The organism is Enterobacter hormaechei subsp. xiangfangensis, from assembly GCF_001729785.1.
GTDB lineage: Bacteria > Pseudomonadota > Gammaproteobacteria > Enterobacterales > Enterobacteriaceae > Enterobacter > Enterobacter hormaechei_C.
In genome coordinates this window covers 1408517-1434964 of the sequence record NZ_CP017183.1, presented here as the reverse complement: position 1 = coordinate 1434964, position 26448 = coordinate 1408517, and the positions used below count along the sequence as shown (strand labels likewise).

Genomic DNA, 26448 nt, shown 5'->3' with positions numbered 1-26448 from the left:
AGGCTAACGATTATGCAAATGATTAAACAGTGCTTTTTCTTACTGGTTCTGGGAACCGCCGCGTTATTTATGCCGCATGCGAAGGCGACCTGCACCACGCCGGATCTGCCCAAAATGATTAACATGGCCTCCATTTCTGTCCCGACGACGCTGGCGGTTGGTGCAACCATTCCGGGTACAGAGCAGAGCGTTCATGTTACCGGGCACTGCGATCAGAGTATCGACAGCGGACTGGAAATTGTCTCGTGTTACTACGGTACCGGAGCGGAAATTCCGGGGCTGAAGGGAGTATACGAATCCGGCGTACCGGGTGTCGGGGTCGCATTGATGAACGATCAGGGTCAGCGAATCAGCGGAGCAGGCGGAGTACAGTGCGATTCACGCGGAACGCCTGTTGGCTATGTTTCTGGCGATGGCACACAGTCGTTTAACTTTGACGTCACGCTTGAACTGGTCAAAACAAGCGACGCCGTGACCTCCGGCACGCTGGTGCAGTCTCAGACCGAATTCGGCATTGGCGTTTTCGGTCACGAAGGGATCGGCAGCCCTAACCATATTGCGTATGCAGGTAACGTCATTTTGCATCAGGTCACCTGCTCTGTTTCGCCAAAAAATCTCACCGTTAATTTGGGTGATTTTCCCGTCAGTGATTTTATGAGCGTGGGTTTTTTATTCAGCCCCGCTCAAACGTTTAATATCACCGTTAACTGTGACACAACCGTTCAGCCTGAGCTAAAAATCACCAGTGCTAACGGCTACGAGACGGCATTCGAGGGGGTGATCAAACTGACGAAGCAGACAGGCATGGCAACGGGCGTCGGGGTGAGAATGCTGTTTGATGACCGCATTGCGACCTTTGATACCTACGTCAACACTCAAAGCCAGGCCGTTGCCAATGAAACGCTGGAGATCCCCTTTCAGGTTCGCTACGAGCAGATCAACGATGTGGTGACGCCCGGCCCCGCCAACACCGTAGCAACCATCACTCTCGCCTATAAGTGACCAACATGAAAAAGACAATCGCGTTTCTGACGATGGGCTTACTGGCCCAGGCCCACGCAGACGATATTCAGATCCAGATGACGGGAAATATTTACGCCAATACCTGCATCATTGACAGCGCCAGCCGCAACCTGACGGTGGACTTAGGCCAGACGGTGTCGGGCAGTTTTAAAGACGTGGGGGATACCGGCGAGTGGAAAGACTTTTCCCTGTCAGTATCGCACTGTCCTGCCACGCTGGCGCTTGCCACGGCCTTTTTCTATGGCCAGGCAGACAGCGTGCATCCGACCAAATTTGCCAATATCGGCAGCGCAAAGGGGCTGGCGCTGGAGCTGGCAGACCGGCAGGACAAAATACTGATTGCCCCGCAGGCCGCCTTTAACGCCGCCATCAATCCGAGCGACCACACGGCAACCTTTCCCCTGTCCGCGCGCTACTACGCCACCTCAATGCCCGTCACTGCCGGGACGTTCAGCAGCGTGATTCAGGTGACATTCACTTACCAGTAGGACCGCGCCTCTTTGCACGGATGCTTTTTGTACGCCCGGCAGAGGGTTTTGCCGGGCGTTTTTTTACCTCCGGCACTTCTGGCTGCTCAATCGGGAAGATCGGCAGCGCATTCAGCAGCCGTTGGCCGTAGTTTTTGGTGAGCAGTCGTTTGTCATAAATCACCACCTCGCCCCAGCAGCCGTGGCTACGGATCAAGCGCCCGACCTGCTGAATAAGGTTAAACGACGCCGCAGGCAGGCTTTGCACTTCAAACGGATAACGGTTCAGGCTTTTCAGCCATTCGCCTTCGGTGATCACCACCGGGCTGTCGATGGGCGGGAAGGCAATTTTATGGATATGCACCTGCGTCAGGTAGTCACCTTTCAAATCAAGCCCTTCCGCAAAGGACTGTAACCCCACCAGCACGCTGCGCTCGCCGTTATCAATGCGTTTACGGTGGGTTTCCACCAGCCGATAGCGCGGCTGATCGCCCTGCACCAGCAGGAGCAAGCGCAGATCGGTGACGTGCTCCAGGAAGCGTTGCATCGCGCGGCCGCTGGCAAACAGCACCAGCATACCGGGGTATTTTTTACTCTCAACCTGCTCGCGGAAGTAGGCCGCCATTTCCGCAATATGCTGCTCTTCGTTATCGATAAGCGGCTCATAGTTCATGCGCGGGATCACCAGCTTGCCCTGCTCACAGTGGTTGAACGGCGAGTCCAGGGCCACAAAACGGTCCCCCGCTTTCTCTTTCAGGCCGCTCATTTCCTGCAACCTTGAGAAGCTGTTCAGTGAACGCAGGGTCGCCGATGTCACTACCACGTGCGGCACGCTGCGCCAGATCAGCTTTTCCAGCTGATCGGCCACGCGGATGCCCACGCAGTGGAAGAAAAGATGTACCTGCCCGTCTCGCACTTCGCGGGTGGCCCACTTTGTCACCGGCGCGCCGGACGCCTGCGCCATTGAGGCCAGCCGCCAGAGTTTGCTCTGCGCCTCAAACATGCCCAGCGCGCGGTTCATTTGCAGCAGAATGCGGTGCAAACGCACCACGTCATGGGTACCGGTTTTCTCGCTGAGATCATTTAAGAACATCTCCGCCAGCCCGCGCAGCTTTTCAAGGTGCTTCGCCAGCTGCTGACAAATTTCCATCACTTCCTGCGGCAACTCCCCCATCGCAAAGCGGTGTTCCGCCTCCTGGGTGGCGGGGAGATACAGGTTAAGAATGTTATTCAGCGAGGCGATGAGGCCGTACACCTCTTCACAGTGCTCGCTCAACCGCTCCGGAACCGCCAGCGGCGGCGTGGTTTTCGGGCGGAACTGCTCCATGCAGGTTGCCACCAGCTTACAGAACAGATCCAGTTGCAGGCGAAACCACGGGGCGGTAATTTCCGCGCTCATCTCCAGCGCATCCCGCGCCACGTCGGGCAGATGATGACCTTCATCGAGCACCAGCAGCAGGTTTTTGGGCTCCGGCAGGACCGCTTCACTCTCCAGTGCGGCCATCACCAGCGCATGGTTGGCGACAACCACCTCCGCTTCCTGAATCTCACGCCGGGCAACAAAGAAAGGGCATTCGCGGTAGTAGTGACAGTTGCGGTTCAGGCAGCTCGCTTTATCGGTGCTGAGCCTGCGCCACAGGTCGTCGCCGATCGCCTGGCTGGTGTGATCCCGCAGGCCGTCCCACCTGTAGCTGTCGAGATCGGCCTTCAGCTTTGCGCACTGCTCCTGCTCCGCCTTGTTGTTTGGCGTCAGCTCGTCATCAAGAAACGCGAGCAGATCCTGCTGGGCGGGTTCACTGCTGGCCAGCGCCGCCAGATTGCGCGGGCAGACGTAGCGCCCGCGACCAAAGGCGGCGGTGAAGCGTAAATCGGGGATAATTTTGCGCAGCAGCGGCAAATCTTTGCTGAAGATCTGATCCTGCAAGGCCACGTTGGCGGTGCTGACCACCAGCGTTTTGTCCTCCTCCCGCGCGATGGCGATGCCGGGAATGAGATACGACAGGGTTTTCCCGACGCCGGTCGGGGCTTCAATCGCCAGATGTCGCCCGTCGTCCCCGGCGAGCGTTTTTGCCACGTCGGCAATCATCTGCCGCTGCGGCGCTCGGGGGATAAAATCGGGGATCTGCTGCTGTAGCGCCTTATACCAGGCGCCTATTTGCGCTTTCAGCGCAGCGGTTAAAGCCATCGGAAAACCTGAAATACTGTATAAACAGCCACTATTGTGGCACTTTCTCTCCGCTGCCGCAAAAAGAAAAGCCCGGCTTTACGACCGGGCTTCCAGATTACTGCGGGTTAGCAGGTTTACGCGGGCGGCGTCGGCGCTGCCCCTCGCCTGCCGGTTTCCCTTCGCCGCTACGCCACGGGTTTTCACCGGCTGGTTTGCTGTCGTTATTACGACGCGGCGGTTTGCCCGAAGATTTCGGCGCGCCACCTTCTGAACGACGCGGCTGCTGACCGCGACCACCGCCGCCCTGACCGCGTCCGCCACCCTGACGACCGTTCTGAATTGGCTCGGCTTTGATCGACGGGTCCACTTCATAGCCCGGGGTTTCAATGCGCGGGATCTCTTTCTTCAGCAGGCGTTCGATGTCACGCAGCAGCTTGTGCTCGTCCACGCAAACCAGAGAGAGCGCTTCACCGGTGGCCGCCGCACGGCCGGTACGGCCGATACGGTGAACGTAATCTTCCGGCACGTTTGGCAGCTCGTAGTTCACCACGTGCGGCAGCTCTTCGATATCCAGACCGCGTGCGGCGATGTCGGTTGCCACCAGCACGCGAATGTCGCCAGATTTAAAGTCCGCCAGCGCGCGGGTACGCGCGCCCTGGCTCTTGTTGCCGTGGATCGCCGCGCTGCGGATGCCGTCTTTATTCAGCTGTTCCGCCAGGTGGTTGGCGCCGTGCTTGGTGCGGGTAAAGACCAGCACCTGCTGCCAGTTGCCCTGTCCGATCATCTGGGAGAGCAGTTCCCGCTTGCGCTTCTTATCCACAAAGTGAACGTGCTGCGTCACCTGCTCGGAGGCGGTGTTGCGGCGCGCGACTTCCACTTCCAGCGGGTTATGCAGCAGCTTTTCCGCCAGCGCCTTGATCTCGTCGGAGAAGGTCGCGGAGAAGAGCAGGTTCTGACGACGCGTCGGCAGCTTCGCCAGCACGCGGCGAATGTCGTGGATGAAGCCCATGTCCAGCATACGGTCGGCTTCGTCCAGCACCAGGATTTCGATGTTATCGAGCTTCACCGCGTTCTGGTGTTCCAGATCCAGCAGACGCCCCGGCGTTGCCACCAGCACGTCCACGCCGCCGCGCAGCTTCATCATCTGCGGGTTAATGCTTACCCCGCCGAAAACCACCAGCGAACGAATGTTGAGGTAGCGGCTGTATTCACGCACGTTCTCGCCAATCTGGGCCGCCAGCTCGCGGGTTGGGGTGAGGATCAGCGCACGCACCGGACGACGGCCTTTGGCGTGCGGCTGGTTTTTTACCAACAGCTCCAGCAGCGGCAGGGTAAAGCCCGCGGTCTTACCGGTACCGGTCTGCGCGCTTGCCATCAGGTCACGGCCCTGCAAAACGGCCGGTATGGCCTGCTGCTGGATAGGGGTTGGCTCAACGTAGCCCTGCTCTGCGATGGCGCGCAGAATTTCCGGGTTCAGACCAAGGGAATCAAAAGACATAAAAACTCCGAACCGCCCCGACCATCACAGGTGTAGTTTTCAGGGAGATATAACGAATAGAAGGACAAAAACCACAATGTCGCGAAGGTGCGGAGTGTAGCAGCTTTTGTGACGTGGCGCATAAAATATCCCCGGCGATGACTCGACGTTTGCGCAAATCAGGCATAATCTTAATCAATCGATTGATTAATTTTTAATGCTGCTATGAATACAACCCCAGCGACAACCAAAGGCGAACAGGCGAAAAGTCAGCTTATCGCCGCCGCGCTGGCGCAGTTTGGCGAGTATGGTCTGCATGCCACCACGCGGGATATCGCCGCTCAGGCCGGGCAGAATATTGCGGCCATCACCTACTATTTTGGCTCAAAAGAGGATTTATACCTCGCCTGCGCCCAGTGGATCGCGGATTTTATCGGCACCAGCTTTCGCCCGCACGTGGAAGAAGCCACCGCGCTGTTCAGCCAGCCAGAGCCTGACCGGGCTGCCATCCGCCAGCTGATCCTTAACGCCTGTCACAACATGATCCGCCTGCTGACGCACGACGATACGCTGAACCTGAGCAAATTTATCTCCCGCGAGCAGCTCTCCCCCACTGCCGCGTACCAGCTGGTGCACGATCAGGTGATCGCCCCGATGCACAGCCATCTGACCCGGCTGATCGCCGCCTATACCGGACGGGACGCCAGCGATACCGACACCATTTTGCATACCCACGCCCTGCTGGGCGAAGTGCTCGCCTTCCGTCTGGGGCGTGAGACCATCCTGTTACGTACGGGCTGGACACAATTCGATGAGGATAAAGCCGCGCAAATTAGCCAGGTCATTACCTGTCACGTTGATCTGATCCTGCAAGGCTTAACGCAAAGGAGCCAGAAGTCATGAAAAAACCTGTCGCCATCATTCTGGTGGTTGTTGTCTTGCTTGCCGCGGGAACAGGCGGCTGGCTGTGGTATCAGAGCCAGCAGGATCGTGGCCTGACGCTGTATGGCAACGTGGATATCCGCACCGTCAACATGAGCTTCCGCGTTGGCGGACGGCTGGCCTCGCTGAACGTTGACGAAGGCGATGCCATCAAAGCCGGGCAGACGCTGGGGATGCTGGACAAAGCCCCGTTTGAGAACGCGCTGATGCAGGCAAAAGCAGGCGTCTCCGTCGCACAGGCGCAATACGACCTGATGCTGGCGGGCTATCGTGACGAAGAGATCTCCCAGGCGGCCGCTGCCGTTAAGCAGGCAAAAGCCGCCTATGACTATGCGCAGAATTTTTATAACCGTCAGCAAGGCTTATGGAAAAGCCGTACTATTTCCGCCAACGACCTGGAAAATGCGCGCTCATCCCGCGACCAGGCACAGGCGACGCTGAAATCTGCCCAGGATAAGCTAAGCCAGTACCGCACCGGTAACCGTGCGCAGGACATTGCCCAGGCGAAGGCCAGCCTTGAGCAGGCGCAGGCGCAGTTAGCCCAGGCGGAGCTGGATCTGCACGACACCACGTTAATCGCCCCGTCTGACGGCACGCTGATGACCCGCGCCGTGGAGCCGGGCAGCATGCTCAGCGCGGGCAGCACCGTGTTAACGCTCTCCTTAACCCGTCCGGTGTGGGTGCGCGCTTACATTGATGAGCCGAATCTTGGCCAGATGCAGCCGGGCCGCGAACTGCTGCTCTATACCGACGGTCGCCCGGACAAGCCGTATCACGGCAAAGTGGGCTTCGTCTCTCCTACCGCCGAGTTCACGCCAAAAACCGTTGAAACCCCGGACCTGCGTACCGACCTGGTGTATCGCCTGCGCATCATCGTCACCGATGCGGACGACGCGCTGCGTCAGGGCATGCCTGTTACCGTGACCTTAAACGACGGGGAACGACATGAATGACGCGGTTATCCAGCTCAACAATCTGGTCAAACGCTTCCCGGGAATGGCTAAACCGGCGGTCGCACCGCTGAATTGTACGATTCAGAAAGGCTATGTGACCGGGCTGGTGGGGCCGGACGGCGCGGGTAAAACCACGCTGATGCGGATGCTGGCGGGATTGCTGAAGCCGGATGAAGGCAGTGCCAGCGTGCTTGGCCTCGATCCGATCAAAGACGACGCGGCGCTCCACGGCATACTCGGCTATATGCCGCAGAAGTTTGGTCTGTACGAAGATCTGACGGTAATGGAAAACCTCAACCTGTACGCCGACCTGCGCAGCGTCACCGGCGAAACCCGGGAGAAAACCTTCGCCCGCCTGCTGGAATTTACCTCGCTCGGCCCGTTCACCGACCGGCTGGCGGGCAAGCTCTCCGGCGGGATGAAGCAGAAACTGGGGCTGGCCTGCACGCTGGTGGGCGAACCGAAGGTGCTGTTGCTGGATGAACCCGGCGTCGGCGTGGACCCGATTTCCCGCCGTGAACTGTGGCAGATGGTGCACGAGCTGGCGGGTGACGGCATGCTGATCCTCTGGAGTACCTCATACCTTGATGAAGCAGAACAGTGCCGCGACGTGCTGCTGATGAATGAAGGCGAACTGCTCTATCAGGGCGAACCCACCGAGCTGACGCAAACCATGGCCGGGCGAAGTTTTCTGCTGCACAGCGCGCAGGAATCCAACCGCACGCTGCTGCAACGGGTGCTGAAGCTGCCCCAGGTGAGCGACGGGATGATTCAGGGCCGTTCGGTGCGCGTGATCCTCAAAAAAGAGGCCACCGCCGACGATATCCGGCGTGCGCAGGGGATGCCTGAGATCGACATGACAGAGACCGCGCCGCGCTTTGAAGATGCGTTTATCGATCTGCTGGGCGGGGCGGGAACCTCAGAATCACCGCTTGGCGCCATTCTGCACACGGTGGAAGGTACGCCGGGCGAAACGGTCATTGAAGCGAAATCGCTCACCAAAAAATTCGGCGATTTCGCCGCCACCGATAACGTCAATTTTGCCGTGAAGCGCGGCGAGATATTTGGCCTGCTCGGGCCGAACGGCGCAGGAAAATCCACCACCTTTAAAATGATGTGCGGTCTGCTGGTACCGACGTCCGGCAAAGCGCTGGTGCTGAACATGGATCTCAAAGTCAGCTCCGGCAAGGCGCGCCAGCACCTGGGCTATATGGCGCAGAAGTTTTCGCTCTACGGCAACCTGACGGTGGAGCAAAATCTGCGATTTTTCTCCGGCGTCTATGGCCTGCGGGGACGGGCGCAGAACCAGAAGATCGGCCGCATGTGCGACGCCTTCGGCCTGACCGATATCGCCTCGCAGGCGACCGACGCGCTGCCGCTTGGCTTCAAACAGCGGCTGGCGCTGGCCTGCTCGTTGATGCACGAGCCGGATATCCTGTTTCTTGATGAACCTACGTCAGGCGTGGACCCCCTCACCCGCCGTGAATTCTGGTTGCATATCAATAGCATGGTGGAAAAAGGCGTGACCGTGATGGTCACCACCCACTTTATGGACGAGGCGGAGTATTGCGACCGTATCGGGCTGGTCTATCGCGGCAAGCTGATTGCCCACGGCACGCCGGATGACCTGAAAGCGCAGGCCGCCGACGACGCGCAGCCAGACCCGACCATGGAGCAGGCGTTTATCACCCTCATTCACGACTGGGATAAGGAGAATACTCATGCGCAGTAACGCCCTCTCCTGGCGCCGGGTGCGCGCCCTGTGCGTCAAAGAGACGCGGCAGATTGTGCGCGACCCCAGCAGCTGGCTGATTGCGGTGGTGATCCCCCTGCTGCTGCTGTTTATTTTCGGCTACGGGATTAACCTCGATTCCAGCAAGCTGCGGGTCGGGATTTTGCTGGAGCAGCAGAGCGAAGAGGCGCTGGACTTCACCCACGCCATGACCGGCTCGCCCTACATCGATGCCACCATCAGCGACAATCGGCAGGAACTGATCCAGAAAATGCAGGCCGGGAAGATTCGCGGTCTGATCGTCATTCCGGTGGATTTTGCCGCCAACATGGCGCGGGCGAATACCGATGCGCCGATCCAGGTCATCACCGACGGCAGCGAGCCAAACACCGCGAACTTTGTGCAGGGCTACGCGGAGGGGATCTGGCAGCTGTGGCAGATGCAGCGCGCCGAGGACCGGGGGGAGGAGTTTGAACCTCTGATTGACGTGCAGACGCGCTACTGGTTTAACCCCGCCGCCATCAGCCAGCACTTTATTATTCCGGGCGCGGTAACGATTATTATGACGGTGATCGGCGCGATTCTGACCTCGCTGGTCATCGCCCGCGAATGGGAGCGCGGCACCATGGAGGCGCTGCTCTCGACCGAAGTGACGCGCGTCGAGCTGCTGCTGTGCAAGCTTATTCCCTACTACTTCCTCGGCATGCTGGCGATGCTGCTCTGCATGCTGGTGTCCGTCTTTATCCTCGGCGTGCCGTACCGCGGCTCGCTGGTGGTGCTGTTCTTTATCACAAGCCTGTTTTTACTCAGCACGCTGGGGATGGGGCTGCTCATCTCCACCATCACCCGCAACCAGTTTAACGCCGCGCAGGTGGCGCTGAACGCCGCTTTCCTGCCGTCAATAATGCTCTCAGGGTTTATCTTCCAGATAGACAGCATGCCTGCCGTCATCCGCGCCGTGACCTACGTGATTCCGGCGCGCTACTTCGTGAGCACGCTGCAAAGCCTGTTCCTGGCGGGGAATATTCCGGTAGTGCTGATTATCAACACGCTGTTTTTAATGGCGTCGGCGGTGATGTTTATCGGGTTGACGTGGATGAAAACCAAACGGCGGTTAGATTAAGGAGCGCGCATGTTTCACCGTTTATGGACGTTAATACGCAAAGAGCTGCAATCCCTACTGCGCGAGCCGCAGACCCGCGCCATTCTGGTGCTGCCGGTGCTGCTTCAGGTTGTACTGTTTCCGTTTGCCGCCACGCTGGAGGTCACCAACGCCACCATCGCCATTTACAACGAAGACAATGGCAAGCATTCCGTCGAGCTGACGCAGCGTTTCGCCCGCGCCAAAGCCTTTACCCATGTCCTGCTGCTGCAAAGCCCGCAGGCGATCCAGCCCACCATCGACACGCAGAAAGCATTATTGCTGGTGCGCTTCCCGGCGGATTTCTCCCGCAATCTGGATACCTTCCAGACCGCGCCGATGCAGCTGATCCTCGACGGGCGTAACTCCAACAGCGCCCAGATTGCGGCGAACTATTTGCAGCAGGTAGTGAAGGACTACCAGCAGGAGCTGATGGCGGGCAAACCCAAACCCAACAACAGCGAACTGGTGGTGCGCAACTGGTATAACCCGAATCTGGACTACAAGTGGTTTGTGGTGCCGTCGCTGATCGCCATGATCACTACCATCGGAGTGATGATTGTGACCTCTCTCTCCGTCGCCCGCGAGCGCGAACAGGGCACGCTGGATCAGCTGCTGGTCTCGCCGCTCGCCACCTGGCAGATATTTGTCGGCAAGGCGGTGCCGGCACTGATTGTCGCGACGTTCCAGGCCACCATCGTGCTGGGGGTGGGAATATGGGCGTACCAGATCCCGTTTGCCGGATCGCTGGCGCTGTTTTACTTCACGATGGTGATTTACGGCCTGTCGCTGGTGGGGTTTGGGCTGCTGATTTCCGCGCTATGCTCAACGCAGCAGCAGGCGTTTATTGGGGTGTTTGTCTTTATGATGCCGGCGATTTTGCTTTCTGGGTACGTTTCGCCAGTGGAGAACATGCCGGTGTGGTTACAGGATTTGACGTGGATAAACCCGATTCGTCACTTCACGGATATCACCAAGCAAATCTATCTGAAGGATGCGAGTCTGGATATTGTGTGGGGAAGTTTGTGGCCGCTACTGGTCATCGCGGCCACTACGGGCTCAGTGGCCTATGCGATGTTTAGACGAAACATCGCGTAGCTTTTTCTCTTTGGTGAGCAACGACACCACCGCGGGTCCTGCGAGGATAGCCAGACCCGCCAGGGCCAGCAGCAGGTTGTTTTGCAGCACGCGTGACAACAGCCACAGGACGATCATTGCCGCACCAAAATACCAGGTGGTGGTGAGCTCTTCGAGCACATCTCCCACTTCGCGCCAGCGCGCGTCGTGATGACGCTGTAAAAACAGCATCGACAGCACGGTCACGCCGTAAACCACGCATAACCCTAAGCCAACACGCACCAGCGTGCCGCTCATCCAGCCCATCACCAGTACGGCCACGACCAGTAAATGCAACATTATCTGCCAGCAACTCAAACCGGTTGCGACACGAACGCGTTGTTGCCACTTCATGGCTTCTCTCCTGAAGGATTTTTCTCTGCTAATTCAGACTACCGCACTTTACGGAAAATTCCGTAACGCCGCATCTTTTTGTGACGCCTACTACACTTTATTTTCATCGGGATAGTCACCCAGGAAGGTGTTTATGAGCAAAAAAACGCAGCATTTCTCGCTTAAGGTGCTGACGATAAACATTCATAAGGGCTTCACAGCATTTAACCGCCGCTTCATTTTACCGGAGCTGCGCGACGCGGTGCGCACCGTCAGCGCCGATATTGTCTGCCTCCAGGAGGTCATGGGCGCGCATGAAGTGCACCCGATGCATTTCGAAAACTGGCCCGACACGCCCCACTACGAGTTTCTGGCGGATACCATGTGGAGCGATTACGCCTACGGGCGCAATGCGGTCTACCCGGAGGGGCATCACGGTAACGCGGTGCTGTCGCGTTTTCCTATCGAGCATTATGAGAACCGGGACGTCTCCGTTGGCGAGAGTGAAAAACGCGGGCTGTTATACTGTCGTATCACCCCCCCAGAGCTCGATTTTCCCATTCATGTAGGCTGTGTTCATCTTGGCCTGCGTGAAGCCCACCGTCAGGCCCAGCTACAGATGCTGGCAGACTGGACAAATGCGCTGCCGGAGGGCGAGCCCGTGGTGGTGGCCGGTGATTTCAACGACTGGCGACAGCGTGCCAACCATCCGCTGAAGGTGAATGCGGGGCTGGAGGAGATTTTTACCCGCGCACGCGGTCGTCCCGCGCGAACGTTTCCGGTGCGCTTCCCCGTGCTGCGCCTTGACCGTATCTACGTAAAAAATGCCCACGCCAGCAGCCCGACGGCGCTGGCTTTACTCAACTGGCGACATCTCTCCGACCATGCCCCACTCAGCGCGGAGATCCACTTATGAAATGCACATGGCAGGAAGGTAACCGTATTACGCTGCTGGAAAATGGCGATAACTATTATCCGGCGGTTTTTGAGGCGATTAGCCACGCACAGCAGAAAGTCTTTCTGGAAACGTTTATCTGGTTTGAAGACGACGTGGGCAGGCAGTTGCACAGCGCACTGCTGCATGCCGCTCGTCGCGGTATAAAAATCGAGGTCCTGCTCGACGGATATGGTTCGCCGGATCTCAGCGACGAATTTGTTAACGAGCTCACCGCCGCAGGGGTGGTATTCCGCTATTACGATCCCGGCCCGCGTCTGTTCGGGATGCGCACCAACCTGTTCCGCCGTATGCACCGCAAAATTGTGGTGGTGGATGAAACGGTGGCCTTCGTTGGCGGCATTAACTACTCCGCCGAGCATATGTCGGATTACGGTCCCGAAGCGAAACAGGACTACGCGATCCGTATCGAAGGGCCGGTAGTGCAGGACATCCAGCTGTTCGTGCTGGAAAACTTACCCGGCAAGGAGGCCGTCCGCCGCTGGTGGCGACGCCGTCACCGCCCGGAGGAGAACCGCAAGCCTGGCGAGGCGCAGGCCCTGTTCGTCTGGCGTGATAACGAGGAGCATCGGGACGATATCGAGCGTCATTACCTGAAGATGCTGGCGAACGCGAAGCGCGAGGTGATTATCGCCAACGCCTATTTCTTCCCCGGTTACCGGATTTTGCATGCCATGCGCAACGCGGCCCGACGCGGTGTGAGCGTGAAGCTTATCGTGCAGGGGGAGCCCGATATGCCGATTGTGAAGGTGGGCGCGCGTCTGCTCTATCGCTATCTGGTCAAAAGCGGCGTGCAGATCTATGAATATCGCCGCCGCCCGCTGCACGGCAAAGTCGCCGTGATGGATGACCACTGGGCGACCGTCGGCTCCAGCAACCTTGATCCGCTGAGCTTATCGCTTAATCTGGAAGCGAACCTCATCATCCACGATCGCCAGTTTAATCACACCCTGCGCGATAACCTTCAGGGTCTTATTAATAAAGACTGCGTGCGTGTGGATGAGTCCATGGTGCCGAAACGCAGCTGGTGGAACGTGGGCATCGGCGTGGTGGTGTTCCACTTCCTGCGCCACTTCCCGGCCATGGTGGGCTGGCTGCCCGCGCATACGCCGAAACTGGCGCTGGTGGATCCGCCTGTGCAACCCGAAATGGAAACCCAGGACCGCGTAGAGGCGGAAGATGGAGGGAAAACCTGATGTCGAAATCTCATCCTCGCTGGCGGCTGGCGAAAAAAATCCTGACCTGGCTGTTCTTTATTGCCGTCGCGGTCCTGCTGGTGGTGTATGCCCAGAAGGTGGACTGGGAAGAGGTGTGGAAAGTTATTCGCAACTACAACCGGACAGTCCTGCTGGGTGCCGTTGGGCTGGTGATTGTGAGCTACCTGATGTACGGCTGCTATGACCTGCTGGGACGCGCCTACTGCGGGCATAAGCTTGCCAAACGGCAGGTTATGCTGGTGTCATTCATCTGCTACGCCTTTAACCTGACGCTGAGCACCTGGGTGGGCGGGATTGGTATGCGCTATCGCCTGTACTCCCGCCTTGGCTTACCGGGCGGCACCATTACGCGTATTTTCTCCTTAAGCATCACCACCAACTGGCTGGGGTATATTCTGCTGGGCGGGGTGATTTTCACCATCGGCGTGGTGCAGCTGCCTGCGCACTGGTACATCGATGAGGCCACTCTGCGCATTCTGGGCATCGTACTGCTGCTGATCATCGCGGCCTACCTGTGGGCCTGCGCCTTTGCCAAACGTCGTCACATGACCATTAAAGGCCAGAAGCTGGTGCTGCCGTCATGGAAGTTTGCCGTCCTGCAAATGGTGGTTTCCAGCGCCAACTGGATGGCGATGGGGGCCATTATCTGGCTGTTAATTGGCGAAGATGTGAATTACTTCTTCGTGCTGGGCGTGTTGCTGGTAAGCAGTATTGCCGGGGTGATTGTGCATATTCCGGCGGGTATTGGCGTACTGGAAGCGGTGTTTATCGCGCTGCTTGCGGGGGAGCATGTGTCTCACGGGACGATTATCGCCGCCCTGCTCGCGTACCGCATGATCTACTACTTCCTGCCGCTGGCGCTGGCAACGGTCTGTTATCTGGTGCTGGAGAGTCGGGCGAAGAAGCTGCGCGCGAAGAACGAGAAGGCGATGGCAAAATAAAAGCAAAACGGCAACTTCGTTGCCGTTTTTAGGGTTTGTTCCCTCTCCCTGTGGGAGAGGGTCAGGGTGAGGGCATCAGACAGCGCCACCCTCACTAACGACGGTTGCCGAAGATACGCAGCAGCATCAGGAACAGGTTGATGAAGTCCAGATAAAGCGTCAACGCGCCCAGAATCGAGTATTTGCGCAGGTTTGAACTGTCACGAACATCAATTTGTTCACCGATGTTTTTCAGCTTCTGGGTGTCGTAGGCGGTTAAGCCCACGAAGATCACCACCCCGATATAGGTCACCGCCCACATCAGCGCGTCACTTTTCAGCCACAGGTTCACCAGCGACGCCAGCACAATCCCAATCAGCCCCATAAACAGCATGTTGCCGAAGCCGCTCAGGTCACGTTTGGTGGTGTAACCGTACAGGCTCATCACACCGAACATCCCGCCGGTCACCACAAAGGTGCTGGCGATGGAGGAGTAGGTGTAAACGATGAAAATACTGGAAAGCGTCAGCCCGGTCAGCGCCGAATAGAGCATAAACAGCGTGGTCGCCATACCCGAGCTGAGCTTGTGCACCAGCCCGGAGAGCACAAATACCAGCGCCAGTTGCGCAATAATCAGCCCAAAGAAGGTGATTTTGCTGGAGAAGATAAACATCATCAGTTCAGGCGTGTTTGCCGCATACCACGCGATAAACGCGGTAAGCAGCAGGCCAACCGTCATCCAGCCATATACCTGAGCCATGTAGGTTTGCAGCCCGCTACGGGTCTGCTGAACTATCGAATCGGAACGCGGAAATCGGTCCATGATTCACTCCTGATTAAGTAAACACACATGTTAAGACTAACACATCCACGTAAACCTGTTACCAACGGCTGGCGGCATGCTTATCGCTGTCGCGTGATTCCACCCAGCGCTCACCTTCCGGCGTCGCTTCACGTTTCCAGAACGGCGCTTTGGTTTTAAGATAATCCATGATGAACTCCCCCGCCGCAAACGCACTCCCGCGATGGGCGCTGGTGACGCCGACAAACACAATCTCTTCGCCGGGCCACATTTCGCCGATGCGATGGATAACCGTAACGCGTCCCAGCGGCCAGCGGCCTCGCGCCTCTTCGACAATGGCCGCCAGTGATTTTTCGGTCATCCCCGGATAGTGCTCCAGCGTCAGCGCTTTTACGCTGTCGCCGAGGTTGTGGTTACGCACTTTTCCGGTAAACGTCACGACCGCGCCGTCTTCATCGCGCTCTGCCAGCCAGCTGTATTCGGTACCGACGCTAAAGCGCTCAGGGCCGACCAGAATTCGGGTTTCCGTCATCTTAACCCCCTGTTACCGGCGGGAAGAAGGCCACTTCGTCCCCATCGGCCAGCGGGTGGGTCAACTCCACCAGCGTCTGATTCACGGCGGCCAGCAGTTTGCCTTCATCCAGCGCCAGCGCCCAACGGTCGCCTTGCGCCGCCAGATGCGCGCGCAGGGCGGCGACGTTTTCGAAAGAGCCGTCCAGCGTCAGGCTGTCGGTATTGACCAGCTCACGGACCTGGGCAAAAAAAAGCACCTTAATCATGGCTTTCTACCTTAAAATCGCCGGATTTGCCGCCGCTTTTTGCCAACAGACGCACCGGGCCAATCACCATATCTTTCTGCACCGCTTTACACATGTCGTAGATGGTCAGCGCCGCCACGGAGGCCGCCGTCAACGCCTCCATCTCCACGCCGGTTTTCCCGGTTAAGCGGCACAAGGACTCGATACGCACGCGATTATGCGCCGGCTGCGCCTGCAAATTTACCTCCACTTTGCTGAGCATCAGCGGATGGCAGAGCGGAATGAGGTCCCAGGTACGTTTAGCGGCCTGAATACCAGCGATACGGGCGGTGGCAAACACATCACCCTTGTGATGGCTGCCGTCGATAATCATCGCCAGCGTCTCCGGCAGCATGGTGATGAACGCTTCAGCACGCGCCTCGCGCACCGTTTCGGCTTTGGCGGAGACATCCACCATATGCGCTTCGCCAGCGGCGTTTATGTGGGTCAGTTGTGACATAGCTTATTTCTTTAAATGGGGATGGAAGTTACACGGACGGGTACGGGCATCCAGCTGCGGGGCAATAATGTTTTCCCACGCGGTGCGGCAGGCTTTGGTCGACCCCGGCATGGCGAAGATCAGCGTCTTGTTCGCCACCCCCGCGACAGCACGGGACTGAAGCGTAGAGGTACCAATCTCTTCAAACGAGAGCATGCGGAACACTTCGCCGAAGCCTTCCACTTCGCGATCGAACAGCGGGAGCAGCGCTTCCGGCGCCTGGTCGCCTGCGGTAAAGCCGGTGCCGCCAGTGATCAGCACCACCTGGACGTCATCGTTCGCAATCCACTGTGAGACCTGAGCGCGAATGGCGTAACGGTTTTCTTTGACGATCGCTTTATCAACAATCTGGTGTCCGGCTTCGTGTGCCGCCTCGCGCAGCCAGTGGCCGGAGGTATCATCCTCTTCACCACGACGTTCGGAAACGGTAAGAATAGCAATGCGTGTCGGGATAAATTCCGCGCTTACTTGATTCATCTTCTGGTTCCTTCTAAAGCCTGATTACCCGCCGATATAGGACAGGTTCTGAGTAATGCCGGTGTTGCCCTGATGCAGGAAATGGGTCTGCTTTTTGTGCGTCAGCGCCTCGGAAATGCGTGCTTCAAGCGCGTCCTGTTGAGCGTCATCTTCCAGCAAATCGCGCAGATCGACGCCGCCATCCCCGAACAGGCAAAGATGGAGCTTGCCAACGGAGGAGACACGCAGGCGGTTGCAGCTGGCACAGAAGTCTTTTTCATAGGGCATGATCAGGCCGATTTCGCCTTCATAATCCGGATGACAAAAAACCTGCGCCGGGCCATCGCTGCGCTGGCGGATCTGATGGATCCAGCCGCGTTTCAGCAGCTCGTCGCGCAACACCATGCCGGAAATATGGTGACGGCGGAACAGCTCGCTGCCCTCGCCCGTTTCCATCAGCTCGATAAAACGCAGTTGAATGGGACGGGATTTAATCCACGCCAGGAAGGTGTCCAACTGATGGTGGTTTACGTCGCGCATCAGCACCGTGTTGACTTTGACTTTTTCGAACCCGGCGGTAAACGCCGCATCGATGCCGTCCATCACCTGGCGGAACTTGTCCTGACCGGTAATGGCGTGAAACTGCCGGGCATCAAGGCTGTCCACGCTGACGTTGATCGCCGTCAGCCCCGCATCGCGCCAGTACGCCACGTCACGCGCCATGCGGTAACCGTTGGTGGTCACCGCGATCTGGCGGATACGTTCGTTTTCACGCACGGCGGCAATAATGTCAGGGAAATCACGACGCAGGGAGGGCTCTCCCCCGGTAAGACGCACTTTTTCCGTGCCGAGTTCCGAGAACGCACGCGTAACGCGGCGTACTTCATCCACGGAGAGAAAGCCATTATTGGTGACGCTGCCCGGCTTGTAGCCATCGGGCAGGCAGTAGGTGCAACGGAAGTTGCACACATCGGTAATCGACAGACGCAAGTAGTAAAACTTACGCGCGAAAGCATCAGTAAGTTGTGAAGCCATGTACACCTTTCCAGATCGGGAGGCACAGTCATTTCTTTCTGTACCCTGGTGGCAAATCCGCCACGGCCAGGGCGCCATATCTCTCGACACAGGCGCCAGGGCTAGAGTGTATGTTTTCAGTTTTGAAAACGTGGTTATGGCGATAGTAGCGTGGAAATCGCCACTTCGCCATTGTCGCTTTTCGCTATATAAATTTATACATAACGATGTTATCGTGCATTTTCACTACAGAATACGCAAAAACAGCGCTTTCGCATTGATATACGTCATTATGGATTGTGAGAGGCATCGTCTTTTAGGAGTAGTTGCGTTACTGTGACGCAAGCTTAACAGGATAAGGAATAGGTATGCGCAATCGCACTTTTGCGGATCTGGACCGCGTGGTCGCTCTTGGCGGAGGTCACGGGCTGGGACGGGTTATGTCGTCGTTATCGTCACTGGGCTCACGCCTGACGGGCATCGTGACAACAACGGACAACGGCGGCTCAACCGGGCGGATCCGACGTGCTGAAGGCGGGATAGCCTGGGGCGACATGCGCAACTGCCTCAACCAGCTCATCACTGAGCCAAGCGTGGCCTCGGCGATGTTTGAGTACCGTTTTGGCGGGAATGGCGAACTTTCAGGCCATAACCTTGGAAATCTGATGTTAAAGGCGCTGGATCACCTGAGCGTGCGCCCTCTGGAAGCGATCAATTTAATTCGTAACCTGCTAAAAGTGGATGCGTTCCTGATCCCAATGTCCGAACAGCCGGTAGATTTGATGGCGATCGATGCTGACGATCACGAAGTGTATGGTGAAGTGAATATCGACCAGCTTCTTCTGCCGCCAAAAGAGCTGATGACCTACCCCAGCGTACCCGCAACGCGTGAAGCGGTAGAAGCGATTGGCGAGGCCGATCTGATCCTGATTGGGCCGGGAAGTTTTTACACCAGCCTGATGCCGATCCTGCTGGTGAAAGAGCTGGCGCAGGCGCTGCGCAGAACGCCTGCGCCCATGGTCTATATCGGTAATTTAGGCCGCGAACTCAGCCCGGCGGCGGCAAGCCTGTCGCTGGCGGATAAGCTGGACCTGATGGAACAGTACGTTGGTAAGAAAATTATCGATGGTGTCGTGGTCGGACCGAAAGTGGATGTATCAGGGATTGGCGATCGCGTGGTGGTACAGGAGCCGCTGGAAGCCAGCGATATTAAATATCGCCACGACCGCCATCTGCTACGCGAGGCGCTGGAGAAGGCGATTCAGGCATTAGGTTAGGTTCGTTTTGTGCGGCCTGATGCCCTCACCCCGGCCCTCTCCCACAGGGAGAGGGAGAAAACGCCACCGGGCAAAAAATTCACGATGCCGCAATAAACAGATCCCGCAGCTGATGCAGCTGATCGCGGATTTGCGCAGCCTCTTCGAACTCCAGGTTCTGCGCATGCTGCATCATCTGCCCTTCCAGCTCGTGGATCTTCTGCTGCAACGCTTTCGGCGTCAGCGCGACGGTATCCTCTTCCACCACTGAACGGGCCTTGCCGCGGCCTTTCGCTTTGGTCTTCGCAATGTTCTGACCCAGCGCCAGGATATCCACCACCTTCTTGTTCAGCCCCTGCGGCGTGATGCCGTGCTCTTCGTTATAGCGCTGCTGCTTCTCGCGACGACGTTCCGTTTCGCCAATCGCTTTGGCCATAGACGGGGTGATTTTATCCCCGTACAGGATCGCCTTCCCGTTGACGTTACGCGCGGCGCGGCCAATGGTCTGGATCAGCGAGCGCTCGGAACGCAGGAAGCCCTCTTTGTCCGCGTCCAGAATCGCCACCAGCGACACCTCAGGCATATCCAGCCCTTCTCGCAGAAGGTTAATCCCTACCAGCACGTCGAACTCGCCCAGACGCAGATCGCGGATGATCTCCATACGCTCCACGGTATCGATATCCGAGTGCAGATACCGCACCTTCTCACCGTGTTCTTCCAGATACTCCGTCAAATCTTCCGCCATACGTTTGGTGAGCGTGGTAACCAGCACGCGCTCGTTGATGGCGGAACGGGCACGTATTTCCGAGAGCAGATCGTCCACCTGCGTCGCCACCGGACGCACCTCGATAATCGGATCCAGCAGCCCGGTCGGACGCACCACCTGGTCCACCACGTCATCACCGGATTTTTCCAGCTCGTAGTTGCCCGGCGTCGCCGATACGTAGATGGTCTGCGGAGCAAGCGCCTCAAATTCTTCAAACTTCATCGGACGGTTGTCCAGCGCTGACGGCAGTCGGAACCCGTACTCCACCAGCGTCTCTTTACGCGCGCGGTCACCGCGGTACATCCCGCCTATCTGGGGGATCGTAACGTGGGATTCGTCGATCACCAGCAGGCCGTCCGCCGGAAGGTAGTCAAACAGCGTCGGCGGCGCTTCGCCCGGCCCGCGCCCGGAGAGGTAGCGCGAGTAGTTTTCGATGCCGGAGCAGTAGCCCAGCTCGTTCATCATCTCCAGATCGAACTGGGTACGCTGGCTCAGGCGTTGCTCTTCCAGCAGCTTATTGTTCGCCAGCAGCACCTTGCGGCGGTCCGCCAGCTCAATTTTGATCTCTTCCATCGCCTGCACGATACGCTCGCGTGGCGTCACGTAGTGCGTTTTCGGGTAGATGGTGAAGCGCTGGATCACCGACTCGACGTGACCGGTCAACGGATCGAACAGCGACAGGCGTTCAACCTCTTCGTCGAACAGCTCCACGCGCAGCGCCATGTCGTCCGATTCCGCCGGGAAGATATCAATCACCTCGCCGCGCACGCGGAAGGTCCCGCGCTGGAACGCCTGATCGTTACGGGTGTACTGCAACTCAGCCAGACGGCGCAAAATCGCCCGCTGATCGATGATCATCCCCTGCGTCAGGTGCAGCATCATCTTGAGATAAAGATCCGGATCGCCCAGGCCGTAGATCGCCGACACCGAGGCCACCACCACCACATCACGACGCTCCAGCAGCGCCTTGGTCGCCGACAAACGCATCTGCTCGATATGTTCGTTCACCGAGGCATCTTTCTCGATAAACGTGTCGGAGCTGGGAACGTAGGCTTCCGGCTGGTAGTAGTCGTAGTAGGAGACGAAATACTCCACCGCGTTTTCCGGGAAGAACTCTTTCATCTCACCATACAGCTGCGCCGCCAGCGTTTTGTTCGGCGCGAGGACCATCGTCGGACGCTGGAGATCGGCAATGACGTTGGCAATGGTGAAGGTTTTGCCCGAACCGGTAACCCCCAGCAGAGTCTGGTGCGCCAGCCCGTCCTCCAGCCCCTCTTCCAGGCGACGAATAGCCTCGGGCTGATCCCCGGAAGGACGGAAAGCAGAATTCAGTTTAAACGGTTTACTCATGGGCGACGACCTGATGACAGAATAAGCGGCAGGTGAGTAATTTTACTCGTTGTGGCCAGGATTGCCAGTAAAAAACACTGGATGAAAAACCAGTAGCGTGTCAGGATATTTAGCGTAGCGCAGAGAGGATTAGTGCGTTCGCGAGCCAAATTTCGACTGTGACAAAATAAAACACCAGCCTCAGGGGGTTATCCCCAGAACTATTACTTTTTTAACATTTGTCAAGGGCGGTTATGAAAGTTTTATGGCAACAGGTGTCGCTGGCGTTGAGGGAATTGCTTTTATCTAATTCGTTAAAAAATAAAGACTAATTTATTAAGCCGCGTTTCCCATCAATTTGGTCGTAACCCGCGTATTCTCTCGCTTATCGCGTGTTTTCTAACTCTAATGCACAAGGTTATCCACAGGAATAGTGGATAACTGCCTCCAGCCCGTACAGCATGCACTTCAGCAAATTCCCGGTTTTTCCCACGAAGCGGCAGTAAAAAATTTTTATCACTCTTTTTTGCCTGGAAAACGTTCATTTTTTCATAAGCAACTGGCGAGATCTTAATCACAATTCTGTCATTTCTCCTGCACCACGATTCGACATACGCGGCACCGGGAATGTGCATTTCGTATAAACGTACTGCTTTTGATAGTGAGTTATTCCTAAAAATGGCCTTTTTTTAATCATTATGAAGTTCCTGGCAGGCGTTTTGCAGACATCACTCTGTGCATCACCCCCACACATTTTTAAGGAGAGAAAGATGTTGAGTCTGCGTGCTGTAAATCAGTTTTACGGAAGCCAACATACGCTATGGAACGTGAATATCGATTTCCCGCAAGGCATCTGTACGGGCATTGTTGGCCTGCCTGGCATGGGTAAATCCACGCTCATGAACTGCATTACCGGAAAGGTGCCCGTTGAGAGCGGCACCATCATCTGGCATGAGGCTGGCGCGCCGCCGCGTAATTTGCTCAGCCCTGCGTCAGCATTCACGGCGCCGCCGACGATAGGCTACGTCCCGCAGGATCGGCGGATATTTTCCCAGCTGACCGTCGATGAAAATCTGCATATCGCTATGCGGGCGACAGGGAAACCTGACCCGACATCAAAAAGTGACGTGTATGCCCTGTTTCCGGAGCTCTATCCGCTGCGACAGAGCCGTGCCTCTTCGCTGTCCCCTGACGACCAGTATCAGCTGGCCCTCGCCAGTGCGCTGGTTAATCGCCCGCGCGTGTTGATTCTGGATGAGCCCATGCATGGCGCAGGGCACGGTTTCGCGCGCAGGCTGGGGCAGCTGCTGGTGCGGCTGAATCGGGAGCTGGGAATGACGGTGCTGTTAGCTGAGCAACAGCTGTCGTTTATCCGCCGGGTAGCGGATCGTTTCTGCATGCTCTATCGCGGGCGTAACGTGGCACAGGGCCACGTTAACGAGCTGGATGACGACCTTATTGCGCACTGGATGGCGCGGGACATAAGGCGCTAAGGTCAAGATAGCGTCCGGTTTCCGCCTGCTCTGCGCCGTCGGCAAGCCACGGGATCTCGCCGAGAAACGGCGCAGGCAGCCCCCGCTTCAGCGTCGCCAGATACTCAGCATGACGTTTACCCGGCGCAACCACGTCATTGGCAATCCACCCTGCCAGACGCAACCCGGCCTGCTGCACGGCCTGAGCGGTCAGCATGGCGTGATTGATACAGCCAAGCTTCACGCCGACCACCAGAATGACAGGAAGCTGCTCGGCCTGCACCCAGTCAGCAAATGTCTGCTCGTCGGACAGCGGGGTAAACCAGCCGCCAGCCCCCTCCACCAGCACCCAGTCGGCCTGCGTTTCCAGGTCGCGTAACCCGGAAGAGAGCACCGAAAAATCAATCGGACGATCTTCATCGGCGCTGACGATGTGCGGCGAGGTGGGTTCAGCAAAGGTATAGGGGTTCACCGCAGAATAGGCCAGCGCAAGGCTGCTATTACGCTGTAGCGCCAGCGCATCGGTATTGCGTAAGCCTTCCGGCGTCATCTCGCTGCCGGAGGCTACGGGCTTATACCCGGCAGTTGTTTTCCCCAGCAGACGCGCCGCCTGCAACAGCGCGGCGCTGGCAACCGTTTTACCGACTTCAGTGTCCGTGCCGGTAACAAAATAACGTTCAGTCACGTTCAATAATCCCATGAAAAAGATGATAAGAGAGCGGGAACCGGCCCCGCTCCTGCGGCCAGGCCAGCTCGAGACGCTGGAGTTGTCCGCGGGTAAGGGGTTTCTTCTCCCGTCCGGCGTGCAGGTGCGTCGCGCCTATGCCCTTAAGCGATCGCATGGCGCTTAACGCATCGCTAAATTCGAGGGTGACGGTCTGGACCACGCTGCGATAGCGCCAGCCTGCCAGCGCCTGAGTGACCTGTTCGTGCGAGAGAAACCGGTTGGCATGAGGCTGTGCATCCACTGCCCTCCACGCCTGATTCAGCTCCGGCAACGAACTTTCCAGCAGGGTGGTAAAGGCCACCGCTCCGCCGGGCCGCGCCACGCGGTATAACTCGCGTAGGGCCTGCGGCAGGCTGGCGCACCACTGCACCGCCAGATGGCTCCAGACGAGGTCAAACAGCGCATCCTCCAGCGGGATGGCCTCGATATCGGCCACCAGATAACGGTCTGCTGACAGCTGCTGGCGGGCTTCATCCAGCATCTGCGCGGATAAATCCAGCGCCGTGACGTGGCTACCTGTTGCGCGCCAGTAACGGCTATTGCCGCCTGGCCCGCAGCCTGCGTCGAGCACCTGCGCAAAACGCCCGTCACCGAGCGCGGCCAGCAGCCCGCGGGCGCTCAGGCGTTGCAGCTCATCGTGCTGTGAATAGCTTTGCGCTGCCCGGCCAAACGCGGCGGCAACGGCCTGTTTATTGACGAGAGACATACAGTGCCTCCAGAAGCGTATCGATATCCTGCGGCTCATGCTCTGCCGTGAGCGTCAGACGCAAGCGCGCGGTGCCTGGTGGCACGGTGGGTGGGCGGATCGCCGTGACCCACTGCCCGCGTTCTCGTAGCGCCTGTGCCACCATCAGCGCCCGATGGTTTTCACCCACAATTACGGGCTGAATGGCGCTGTGCGAGTCGGTAAGCCGGTAAGACAGCTCGCTTATCCCCCGGCGAAAACGCTGAATATGGTCGGCCAGGCGCGCCCGGCGTTCAGCGCCGTCTTCGCCGCGGATCACCGCAAGCGACGCAGAGAGCGCCACGGCCTGCGCCGGGGGCATGCTGGTGCTGTAGATCAGGTGACGGGCGAACTGCACCAGGTAATCGGCCACCGGCTCGCTGCACAACACCGCGGCGCCGCTGACGCCGAAGCCTTTGCCGAAGGTGACCACCAGCAGTTCCGGCCTGACGCGTTGCTGGTGCGCGCTTCCGCGCCCCTCCTCGCCGGTGACGCCAATGCCGTGGGCATCGTCGACCAGCAGCCAGGCGTTCTGCTGTTTTGCGACGTCATGCAAGGTGGCAAGGGGCGCGCTGTCGCCGTCCATGCTGAATACCCCTTCCGTCACCGCCAGCTGAAGCCCAGAACAGGGTTTACCCAGCAGAACGTTCAGCTGAGAGGCATTGTTATGGGCAAAACGCCGCAGCTGCGCCGGGCTGAGACTGGCCGCTTCAAGCAGAGACGCGTGGCTCAGGCGGTCCGCGACGATGCGGTCATCTTTGCCCATCAGGGCGGCAATCACCGCCTGATTCGCGGCAAAACCGGAGATAAACAGCAGCGCCCGCGGGTAGCCCAGCCAGTCGGCCAGCTCTTCCTCCAGCGCCTGATGCGCCGTGGTGTAGCCGCTGACGTGCCCGGAGCCGCCGCTGCCCACGCCGTAACGATCCGCGCCCTGCTGCCAGGCGCGAACGATCTGCGGGTGCTGGCTCAGTCCCAGATAATCGTTGCTGGAGAAATTACAGAACCGCTCTCCTTCCCGGGTGAGAAAACGGCCTGCACCGTTTTCCACTACCCTGCGCACCCGAAACGCATCCGCCGCCCGCCGCTCGTCGAGCGCGGTCCTGATACGTGCCTGCCAGGTCATACGGCTGCCGCGTTGTAGAACTGGTCGGTGTCGGCGTTAAAAATCTGCTGCTCCAGCTGCTGCTGTTGCTCGTTATCCCCCGCCTGTACCCCGGTCTGGTGTGGGTTCAGCCCCAGCTTGCGGAACAGCTGGACATCTTTGTCCTCTTCCGGGTTTGGCGTGGTCAGCAGTTTACAGCCGTAGAAGATGGAGTTGGCCCCGGCCATGAAGCACATCGCCTGGGTCTGCTCGCTCATCTGCTCGCGACCGGCAGAGAGGCGAACGTAAGAGGTCGGCATCATGATGCGCGCCACCGCGATGGTGCGGATGAAATCGAAGGCATCCACGTCCTCGTTATCCGCCAGCGGCGTGCCTTTTACCTTCACCAGCATGTTGATGGGCACGCTTTCCGGCGGGGTCGGCAGGTTTGCCAGCTGTAACAGCAGGCCGGCACGATCTTTTACCGTCTCGCCCAGTCCCACGATCCCGCCGGAACAGACCTTGATCCCCGCATCACGCACTTTATCCAGCGTGTCCAGACGCTCCTGATAGGTGCGCGTGGTGATGATGTTGCCGTAGAACTCCGGCGAAGTATCGAGGTTGTGGTTGTAGTAATCCAGCCCCGCCGCCGAGAGACGCTGCGCCTGCTCCTCGTTCAGCGTACCCAGGGTCATGCAGGCTTCAAGCCCCATCTCCTTCACCCCCTTCACCATCTGCTCCAGATAGGGCATGTCGCGGTCATGCGGATTTTTCCACGCCGCGCCCATGCAGAAGCGGGTCGAGCCAGCGTTTTTGGCCTTGCGCGCGGAGTCGAGCACCTGCTCCACTTCCATCAGGCGCTCGGATTCGAGACCGGTTTTATAGCGCGCGCTTTGCGGGCAATATTTGCAGTCTTCCGGGCAAGCCCCGGTTTTGATCGACAGCAGCGTGCTGACCTGAACATGACGCGGATCGAAGTGCTGGCGGTGCACCTGTTGCGCCTCAAACATCAGCTCCAGGAAAGGTTTATTGAATAATTCAGTGACTTGCGACATCGTCCAGCGTGCGTGGTGAGCCATCGG

At 58.1% G+C, this 26448-nt stretch carries 26 protein-coding genes and 1 riboswitch; of the genes, 12 read left to right on the top strand and 14 right to left on the bottom strand.

The features are described from left to right. The first annotated feature begins 12 nt into the window (after positions 1–12). On the top strand, positions 13–1002 hold the full coding sequence (locus BFV63_RS06770; protein WP_048241113.1) for a fimbrial protein: 990 nt from the start codon (positions 13–15) through the stop codon (positions 1000–1002). 5 nt (positions 1003–1007) lie between these two features. Then, complete coding sequence (locus tag BFV63_RS06765; RefSeq protein WP_003858483.1) at positions 1008–1511, top strand: fimbrial protein; 504 nt, start codon at positions 1008–1010, stop codon at positions 1509–1511. Here BFV63_RS06765 and dinG read toward each other — a convergent pair. Together dinG and rhlE are read right to left on the bottom strand one after the other, a co-directional pair. Then, positions 1498–3675, bottom strand: a complete 2178-nt coding sequence (gene dinG / locus BFV63_RS06760; RefSeq protein WP_023315673.1) for an ATP-dependent DNA helicase DinG — start codon at positions 3673–3675, stop codon at positions 1498–1500. The genes BFV63_RS06765 and dinG overlap by 14 nt on opposite strands. 97 nt (positions 3676–3772) lie before the next feature. Then, on the bottom strand, positions 3773–5155 hold the full coding sequence (gene rhlE / locus BFV63_RS06755; RefSeq protein ID WP_003858487.1) for an ATP-dependent RNA helicase RhlE: 1383 nt from the start codon (positions 5153–5155) through the stop codon (positions 3773–3775). Positions 5156–5359: 204 nt separating this feature from the next. On the opposite strand from rhlE, the gene cecR reads away from it, so the two are divergent. The 5 genes from cecR to BFV63_RS06730 are packed head-to-tail and all read left to right on the top strand — an operon-like array spanning position 5360 to position 11000. Continuing rightward, on the top strand, positions 5360–6037 hold the full coding sequence (cecR, locus tag BFV63_RS06750; RefSeq protein ID WP_045350699.1) for a transcriptional regulator CecR: 678 nt from the start codon (positions 5360–5362) through the stop codon (positions 6035–6037). Next, complete coding sequence (gene hlyD / locus BFV63_RS06745; RefSeq protein ID WP_023315672.1) at positions 6034–7029, top strand: secretion protein HlyD; 996 nt, start codon at positions 6034–6036, stop codon at positions 7027–7029. Before cecR ends, hlyD begins: the two co-directional genes overlap by 4 nt. Further along, on the top strand, positions 7022–8761 hold the full coding sequence (locus tag BFV63_RS06740) for an ATP-binding cassette domain-containing protein (protein ID WP_032608898.1): 1740 nt from the start codon (positions 7022–7024) through the stop codon (positions 8759–8761). The genes hlyD and BFV63_RS06740 overlap by 8 nt, the downstream gene beginning before the upstream one ends. After that, positions 8751–9884 carry an ABC transporter permease gene (locus tag BFV63_RS06735; RefSeq protein ID WP_045331596.1) on the top strand — a complete coding sequence of 378 codons (1134 nt, stop codon included), beginning with the start codon at positions 8751–8753 and terminating at the stop codon, positions 9882–9884. The genes BFV63_RS06740 and BFV63_RS06735 overlap by 11 nt, the downstream gene beginning before the upstream one ends. Positions 9885–9893: 9 nt before the next feature. Further along, a complete protein-coding gene (locus tag BFV63_RS06730) occupies positions 9894–11000 on the top strand; it encodes an ABC transporter permease (protein ID WP_022647506.1) in 1107 nt (368 codons plus the stop codon). Here BFV63_RS06730 and BFV63_RS06725 read toward each other — a convergent pair. Further along, positions 10962–11372 carry a YbhQ family protein gene (locus BFV63_RS06725; protein ID WP_003858499.1) on the bottom strand — a complete coding sequence of 137 codons (411 nt, stop codon included), beginning with the start codon at positions 11370–11372 and terminating at the stop codon, positions 10962–10964. The two genes, BFV63_RS06730 and BFV63_RS06725, sit on opposite strands and share 39 nt — an antisense overlap. Positions 11373–11505: 133 nt before the next feature. Here BFV63_RS06725 and BFV63_RS06720 point away from each other — a divergent pair, with 133 nt between their 5' ends. The 3 genes from BFV63_RS06720 to BFV63_RS06710 are packed head-to-tail and all read left to right on the top strand — an operon-like array spanning position 11506 to position 14464. Next, entirely contained in the window at positions 11506–12267 is a 762-nt protein-coding gene (locus BFV63_RS06720) for an endonuclease/exonuclease/phosphatase family protein (protein WP_032657660.1), read from the top strand. Next, positions 12264–13502, top strand: a complete 1239-nt coding sequence (clsB, locus tag BFV63_RS06715) for a cardiolipin synthase ClsB (protein ID WP_003858503.1) — start codon at positions 12264–12266, stop codon at positions 13500–13502. The genes BFV63_RS06720 and clsB overlap by 4 nt, the downstream gene beginning before the upstream one ends. Then, positions 13502–14464 carry a lysylphosphatidylglycerol synthase domain-containing protein gene (locus BFV63_RS06710; protein ID WP_003858505.1) on the top strand — a complete coding sequence of 321 codons (963 nt, stop codon included), beginning with the start codon at positions 13502–13504 and terminating at the stop codon, positions 14462–14464. Before clsB ends, BFV63_RS06710 begins: the two co-directional genes overlap by 1 nt. 94 nt (positions 14465–14558) lie before the next feature. Here BFV63_RS06710 and BFV63_RS06705 read toward each other — a convergent pair whose 3' ends face one another. The 6 genes from BFV63_RS06705 to moaA all read right to left on the bottom strand — a co-directional run bounded on the left by BFV63_RS06705 (position 14559) and on the right by moaA (position 18032). After that, positions 14559–15266: a Bax inhibitor-1/YccA family protein gene (locus tag BFV63_RS06705; protein WP_003858508.1), complete on the bottom strand. Its 708-nt coding sequence runs from the start codon at positions 15264–15266 to the stop codon at positions 14559–14561. A 58-nt stretch (positions 15267–15324) separates the two neighbouring features. Beyond that, entirely contained in the window at positions 15325–15777 is a 453-nt protein-coding gene (gene moaE / locus BFV63_RS06700; RefSeq protein WP_003858509.1) for a molybdopterin synthase catalytic subunit MoaE, read from the bottom strand. A 1-nt stretch (position 15778) separates the two neighbouring features. Continuing rightward, positions 15779–16024: a molybdopterin synthase sulfur carrier subunit gene (gene moaD / locus BFV63_RS06695; RefSeq protein WP_003858510.1), complete on the bottom strand. Its 246-nt coding sequence runs from the start codon at positions 16022–16024 to the stop codon at positions 15779–15781. After that, complete coding sequence (gene moaC, locus BFV63_RS06690) at positions 16017–16502, bottom strand: cyclic pyranopterin monophosphate synthase MoaC (RefSeq protein ID WP_003858511.1); 486 nt, start codon at positions 16500–16502, stop codon at positions 16017–16019. The genes moaD and moaC overlap by 8 nt, the downstream gene beginning before the upstream one ends. Positions 16503–16505: 3 nt before the next feature. Then, the gene (gene moaB / locus BFV63_RS06685; RefSeq protein ID WP_048241118.1) at positions 16506–17018 is read right to left on the bottom strand and encodes a molybdenum cofactor biosynthesis protein B; all 513 of its coding nucleotides are present in this window, start codon (positions 17016–17018) and stop codon (positions 16506–16508) included. A 24-nt stretch (positions 17019–17042) separates the two neighbouring features. Beyond that, entirely contained in the window at positions 17043–18032 is a 990-nt protein-coding gene (gene moaA / locus BFV63_RS06680; RefSeq protein ID WP_003858516.1) for a GTP 3',8-cyclase MoaA, read from the bottom strand. After that, positions 18020–18153: riboswitch (molybdenum cofactor riboswitch) on the bottom strand. It overlaps the preceding gene by 13 nt. Before the next feature lie 226 nt (positions 18154–18379). Between moaA and yvcK the strand changes: the two genes are divergently transcribed. Then, complete coding sequence (gene yvcK / locus BFV63_RS06675) at positions 18380–19288, top strand: uridine diphosphate-N-acetylglucosamine-binding protein YvcK (protein WP_023299636.1); 909 nt, start codon at positions 18380–18382, stop codon at positions 19286–19288. Between the two features lie 79 nt (positions 19289–19367). Here yvcK and uvrB read toward each other — a convergent pair whose 3' ends face one another. Beyond that, entirely contained in the window at positions 19368–21383 is a 2016-nt protein-coding gene (gene uvrB, locus BFV63_RS06670) for an excinuclease ABC subunit UvrB (protein WP_003858519.1), read from the bottom strand. Positions 21384–22132: 749 nt separating this feature from the next. Here uvrB and BFV63_RS06665 point away from each other — a divergent pair. Next, a complete protein-coding gene (locus BFV63_RS06665; protein ID WP_003858522.1) occupies positions 22133–22855 on the top strand; it encodes an ABC transporter ATP-binding protein in 723 nt (240 codons plus the stop codon). Here the strand turns inward: BFV63_RS06665 and bioD are convergent. The 4 genes from bioD to bioB are packed head-to-tail and all read right to left on the bottom strand — an operon-like array spanning position 22818 to position 26445. Further along, positions 22818–23519, bottom strand: coding sequence for a dethiobiotin synthase (gene bioD / locus BFV63_RS06660; protein WP_003858523.1), 702 nt, complete (start codon positions 23517–23519; stop codon positions 22818–22820). The two genes, BFV63_RS06665 and bioD, sit on opposite strands and share 38 nt — an antisense overlap. Continuing rightward, on the bottom strand, positions 23512–24267 hold the full coding sequence (gene bioC, locus BFV63_RS06655) for a malonyl-ACP O-methyltransferase BioC (RefSeq protein ID WP_045331609.1): 756 nt from the start codon (positions 24265–24267) through the stop codon (positions 23512–23514). The genes bioD and bioC overlap by 8 nt, the downstream gene beginning before the upstream one ends. Beyond that, positions 24251–25408, bottom strand: a complete 1158-nt coding sequence (gene bioF, locus BFV63_RS06650; RefSeq protein WP_045331611.1) for an 8-amino-7-oxononanoate synthase — start codon at positions 25406–25408, stop codon at positions 24251–24253. Before bioF ends, bioC begins: the two co-directional genes overlap by 17 nt. Beyond that, complete coding sequence (gene bioB / locus BFV63_RS06645) at positions 25405–26445, bottom strand: biotin synthase BioB (protein ID WP_017384942.1); 1041 nt, start codon at positions 26443–26445, stop codon at positions 25405–25407. The genes bioF and bioB overlap by 4 nt, the downstream gene beginning before the upstream one ends. Between the last annotated feature and the right edge of the window lie 3 nt (positions 26446–26448).

What these genes read in the sequence shown, in the direction of transcription:
- moaD (WP_003858510.1), bottom strand. Translation starts at nt 16,024, where the DNA reads ATGATTAAGGTGCTTTTTTTTGCCCAGGTCCGTGAGCTGGTCAATACC.
- bioF (WP_045331611.1), bottom strand. Translation starts at nt 25,408, where the DNA reads ATGACCTGGCAGGCACGTATCAGGACCGCGCTCGACGAGCGGCGGGCG.
- clsB (WP_003858503.1), top strand. Translation starts at nt 12,264, where the DNA reads ATGAAATGCACATGGCAGGAAGGTAACCGTATTACGCTGCTGGAAAAT.
- BFV63_RS06720 (WP_032657660.1), top strand. Translation starts at nt 11,506, where the DNA reads ATGAGCAAAAAAACGCAGCATTTCTCGCTTAAGGTGCTGACGATAAAC.
- moaA (WP_003858516.1), bottom strand. Translation starts at nt 18,032, where the DNA reads ATGGCTTCACAACTTACTGATGCTTTCGCGCGTAAGTTTTACTACTTG.
- dinG (WP_023315673.1), bottom strand. Translation starts at nt 3,675, where the DNA reads ATGGCTTTAACCGCTGCGCTGAAAGCGCAAATAGGCGCCTGGTATAAG.
- BFV63_RS06730 (WP_022647506.1), top strand. Translation starts at nt 9,894, where the DNA reads ATGTTTCACCGTTTATGGACGTTAATACGCAAAGAGCTGCAATCCCTA.
- moaB (WP_048241118.1), bottom strand. Translation starts at nt 17,018, where the DNA reads ATGAATCAAGTAAGCGCGGAATTTATCCCGACACGCATTGCTATTCTT.
- uvrB (WP_003858519.1), bottom strand. Translation starts at nt 21,383, where the DNA reads ATGAGTAAACCGTTTAAACTGAATTCTGCTTTCCGTCCTTCCGGGGAT.
- hlyD (WP_023315672.1), top strand. Translation starts at nt 6,034, where the DNA reads ATGAAAAAACCTGTCGCCATCATTCTGGTGGTTGTTGTCTTGCTTGCC.
- rhlE (WP_003858487.1), bottom strand. Translation starts at nt 5,155, where the DNA reads ATGTCTTTTGATTCCCTTGGTCTGAACCCGGAAATTCTGCGCGCCATC.
- moaC (WP_003858511.1), bottom strand. Translation starts at nt 16,502, where the DNA reads ATGTCACAACTGACCCACATAAACGCCGCTGGCGAAGCGCATATGGTG.
- BFV63_RS06665 (WP_003858522.1), top strand. Translation starts at nt 22,133, where the DNA reads ATGTTGAGTCTGCGTGCTGTAAATCAGTTTTACGGAAGCCAACATACG.
- cecR (WP_045350699.1), top strand. Translation starts at nt 5,360, where the DNA reads ATGAATACAACCCCAGCGACAACCAAAGGCGAACAGGCGAAAAGTCAG.
- BFV63_RS06770 (WP_048241113.1), top strand. Translation starts at nt 13, where the DNA reads ATGCAAATGATTAAACAGTGCTTTTTCTTACTGGTTCTGGGAACCGCC.
- BFV63_RS06705 (WP_003858508.1), bottom strand. Translation starts at nt 15,266, where the DNA reads ATGGACCGATTTCCGCGTTCCGATTCGATAGTTCAGCAGACCCGTAGC.
- bioB (WP_017384942.1), bottom strand. Translation starts at nt 26,445, where the DNA reads ATGGCTCACCACGCACGCTGGACGATGTCGCAAGTCACTGAATTATTC.
- moaE (WP_003858509.1), bottom strand. Translation starts at nt 15,777, where the DNA reads ATGACGGAAACCCGAATTCTGGTCGGCCCTGAGCGCTTTAGCGTCGGT.
- BFV63_RS06740 (WP_032608898.1), top strand. Translation starts at nt 7,022, where the DNA reads ATGAATGACGCGGTTATCCAGCTCAACAATCTGGTCAAACGCTTCCCG.
- yvcK (WP_023299636.1), top strand. Translation starts at nt 18,380, where the DNA reads ATGCGCAATCGCACTTTTGCGGATCTGGACCGCGTGGTCGCTCTTGGC.
- BFV63_RS06725 (WP_003858499.1), bottom strand. Translation starts at nt 11,372, where the DNA reads ATGAAGTGGCAACAACGCGTTCGTGTCGCAACCGGTTTGAGTTGCTGG.
- bioC (WP_045331609.1), bottom strand. Translation starts at nt 24,267, where the DNA reads ATGTCTCTCGTCAATAAACAGGCCGTTGCCGCCGCGTTTGGCCGGGCA.
- BFV63_RS06765 (WP_003858483.1), top strand. Translation starts at nt 1,008, where the DNA reads ATGAAAAAGACAATCGCGTTTCTGACGATGGGCTTACTGGCCCAGGCC.
- BFV63_RS06710 (WP_003858505.1), top strand. Translation starts at nt 13,502, where the DNA reads ATGTCGAAATCTCATCCTCGCTGGCGGCTGGCGAAAAAAATCCTGACC.
- BFV63_RS06735 (WP_045331596.1), top strand. Translation starts at nt 8,751, where the DNA reads ATGCGCAGTAACGCCCTCTCCTGGCGCCGGGTGCGCGCCCTGTGCGTC.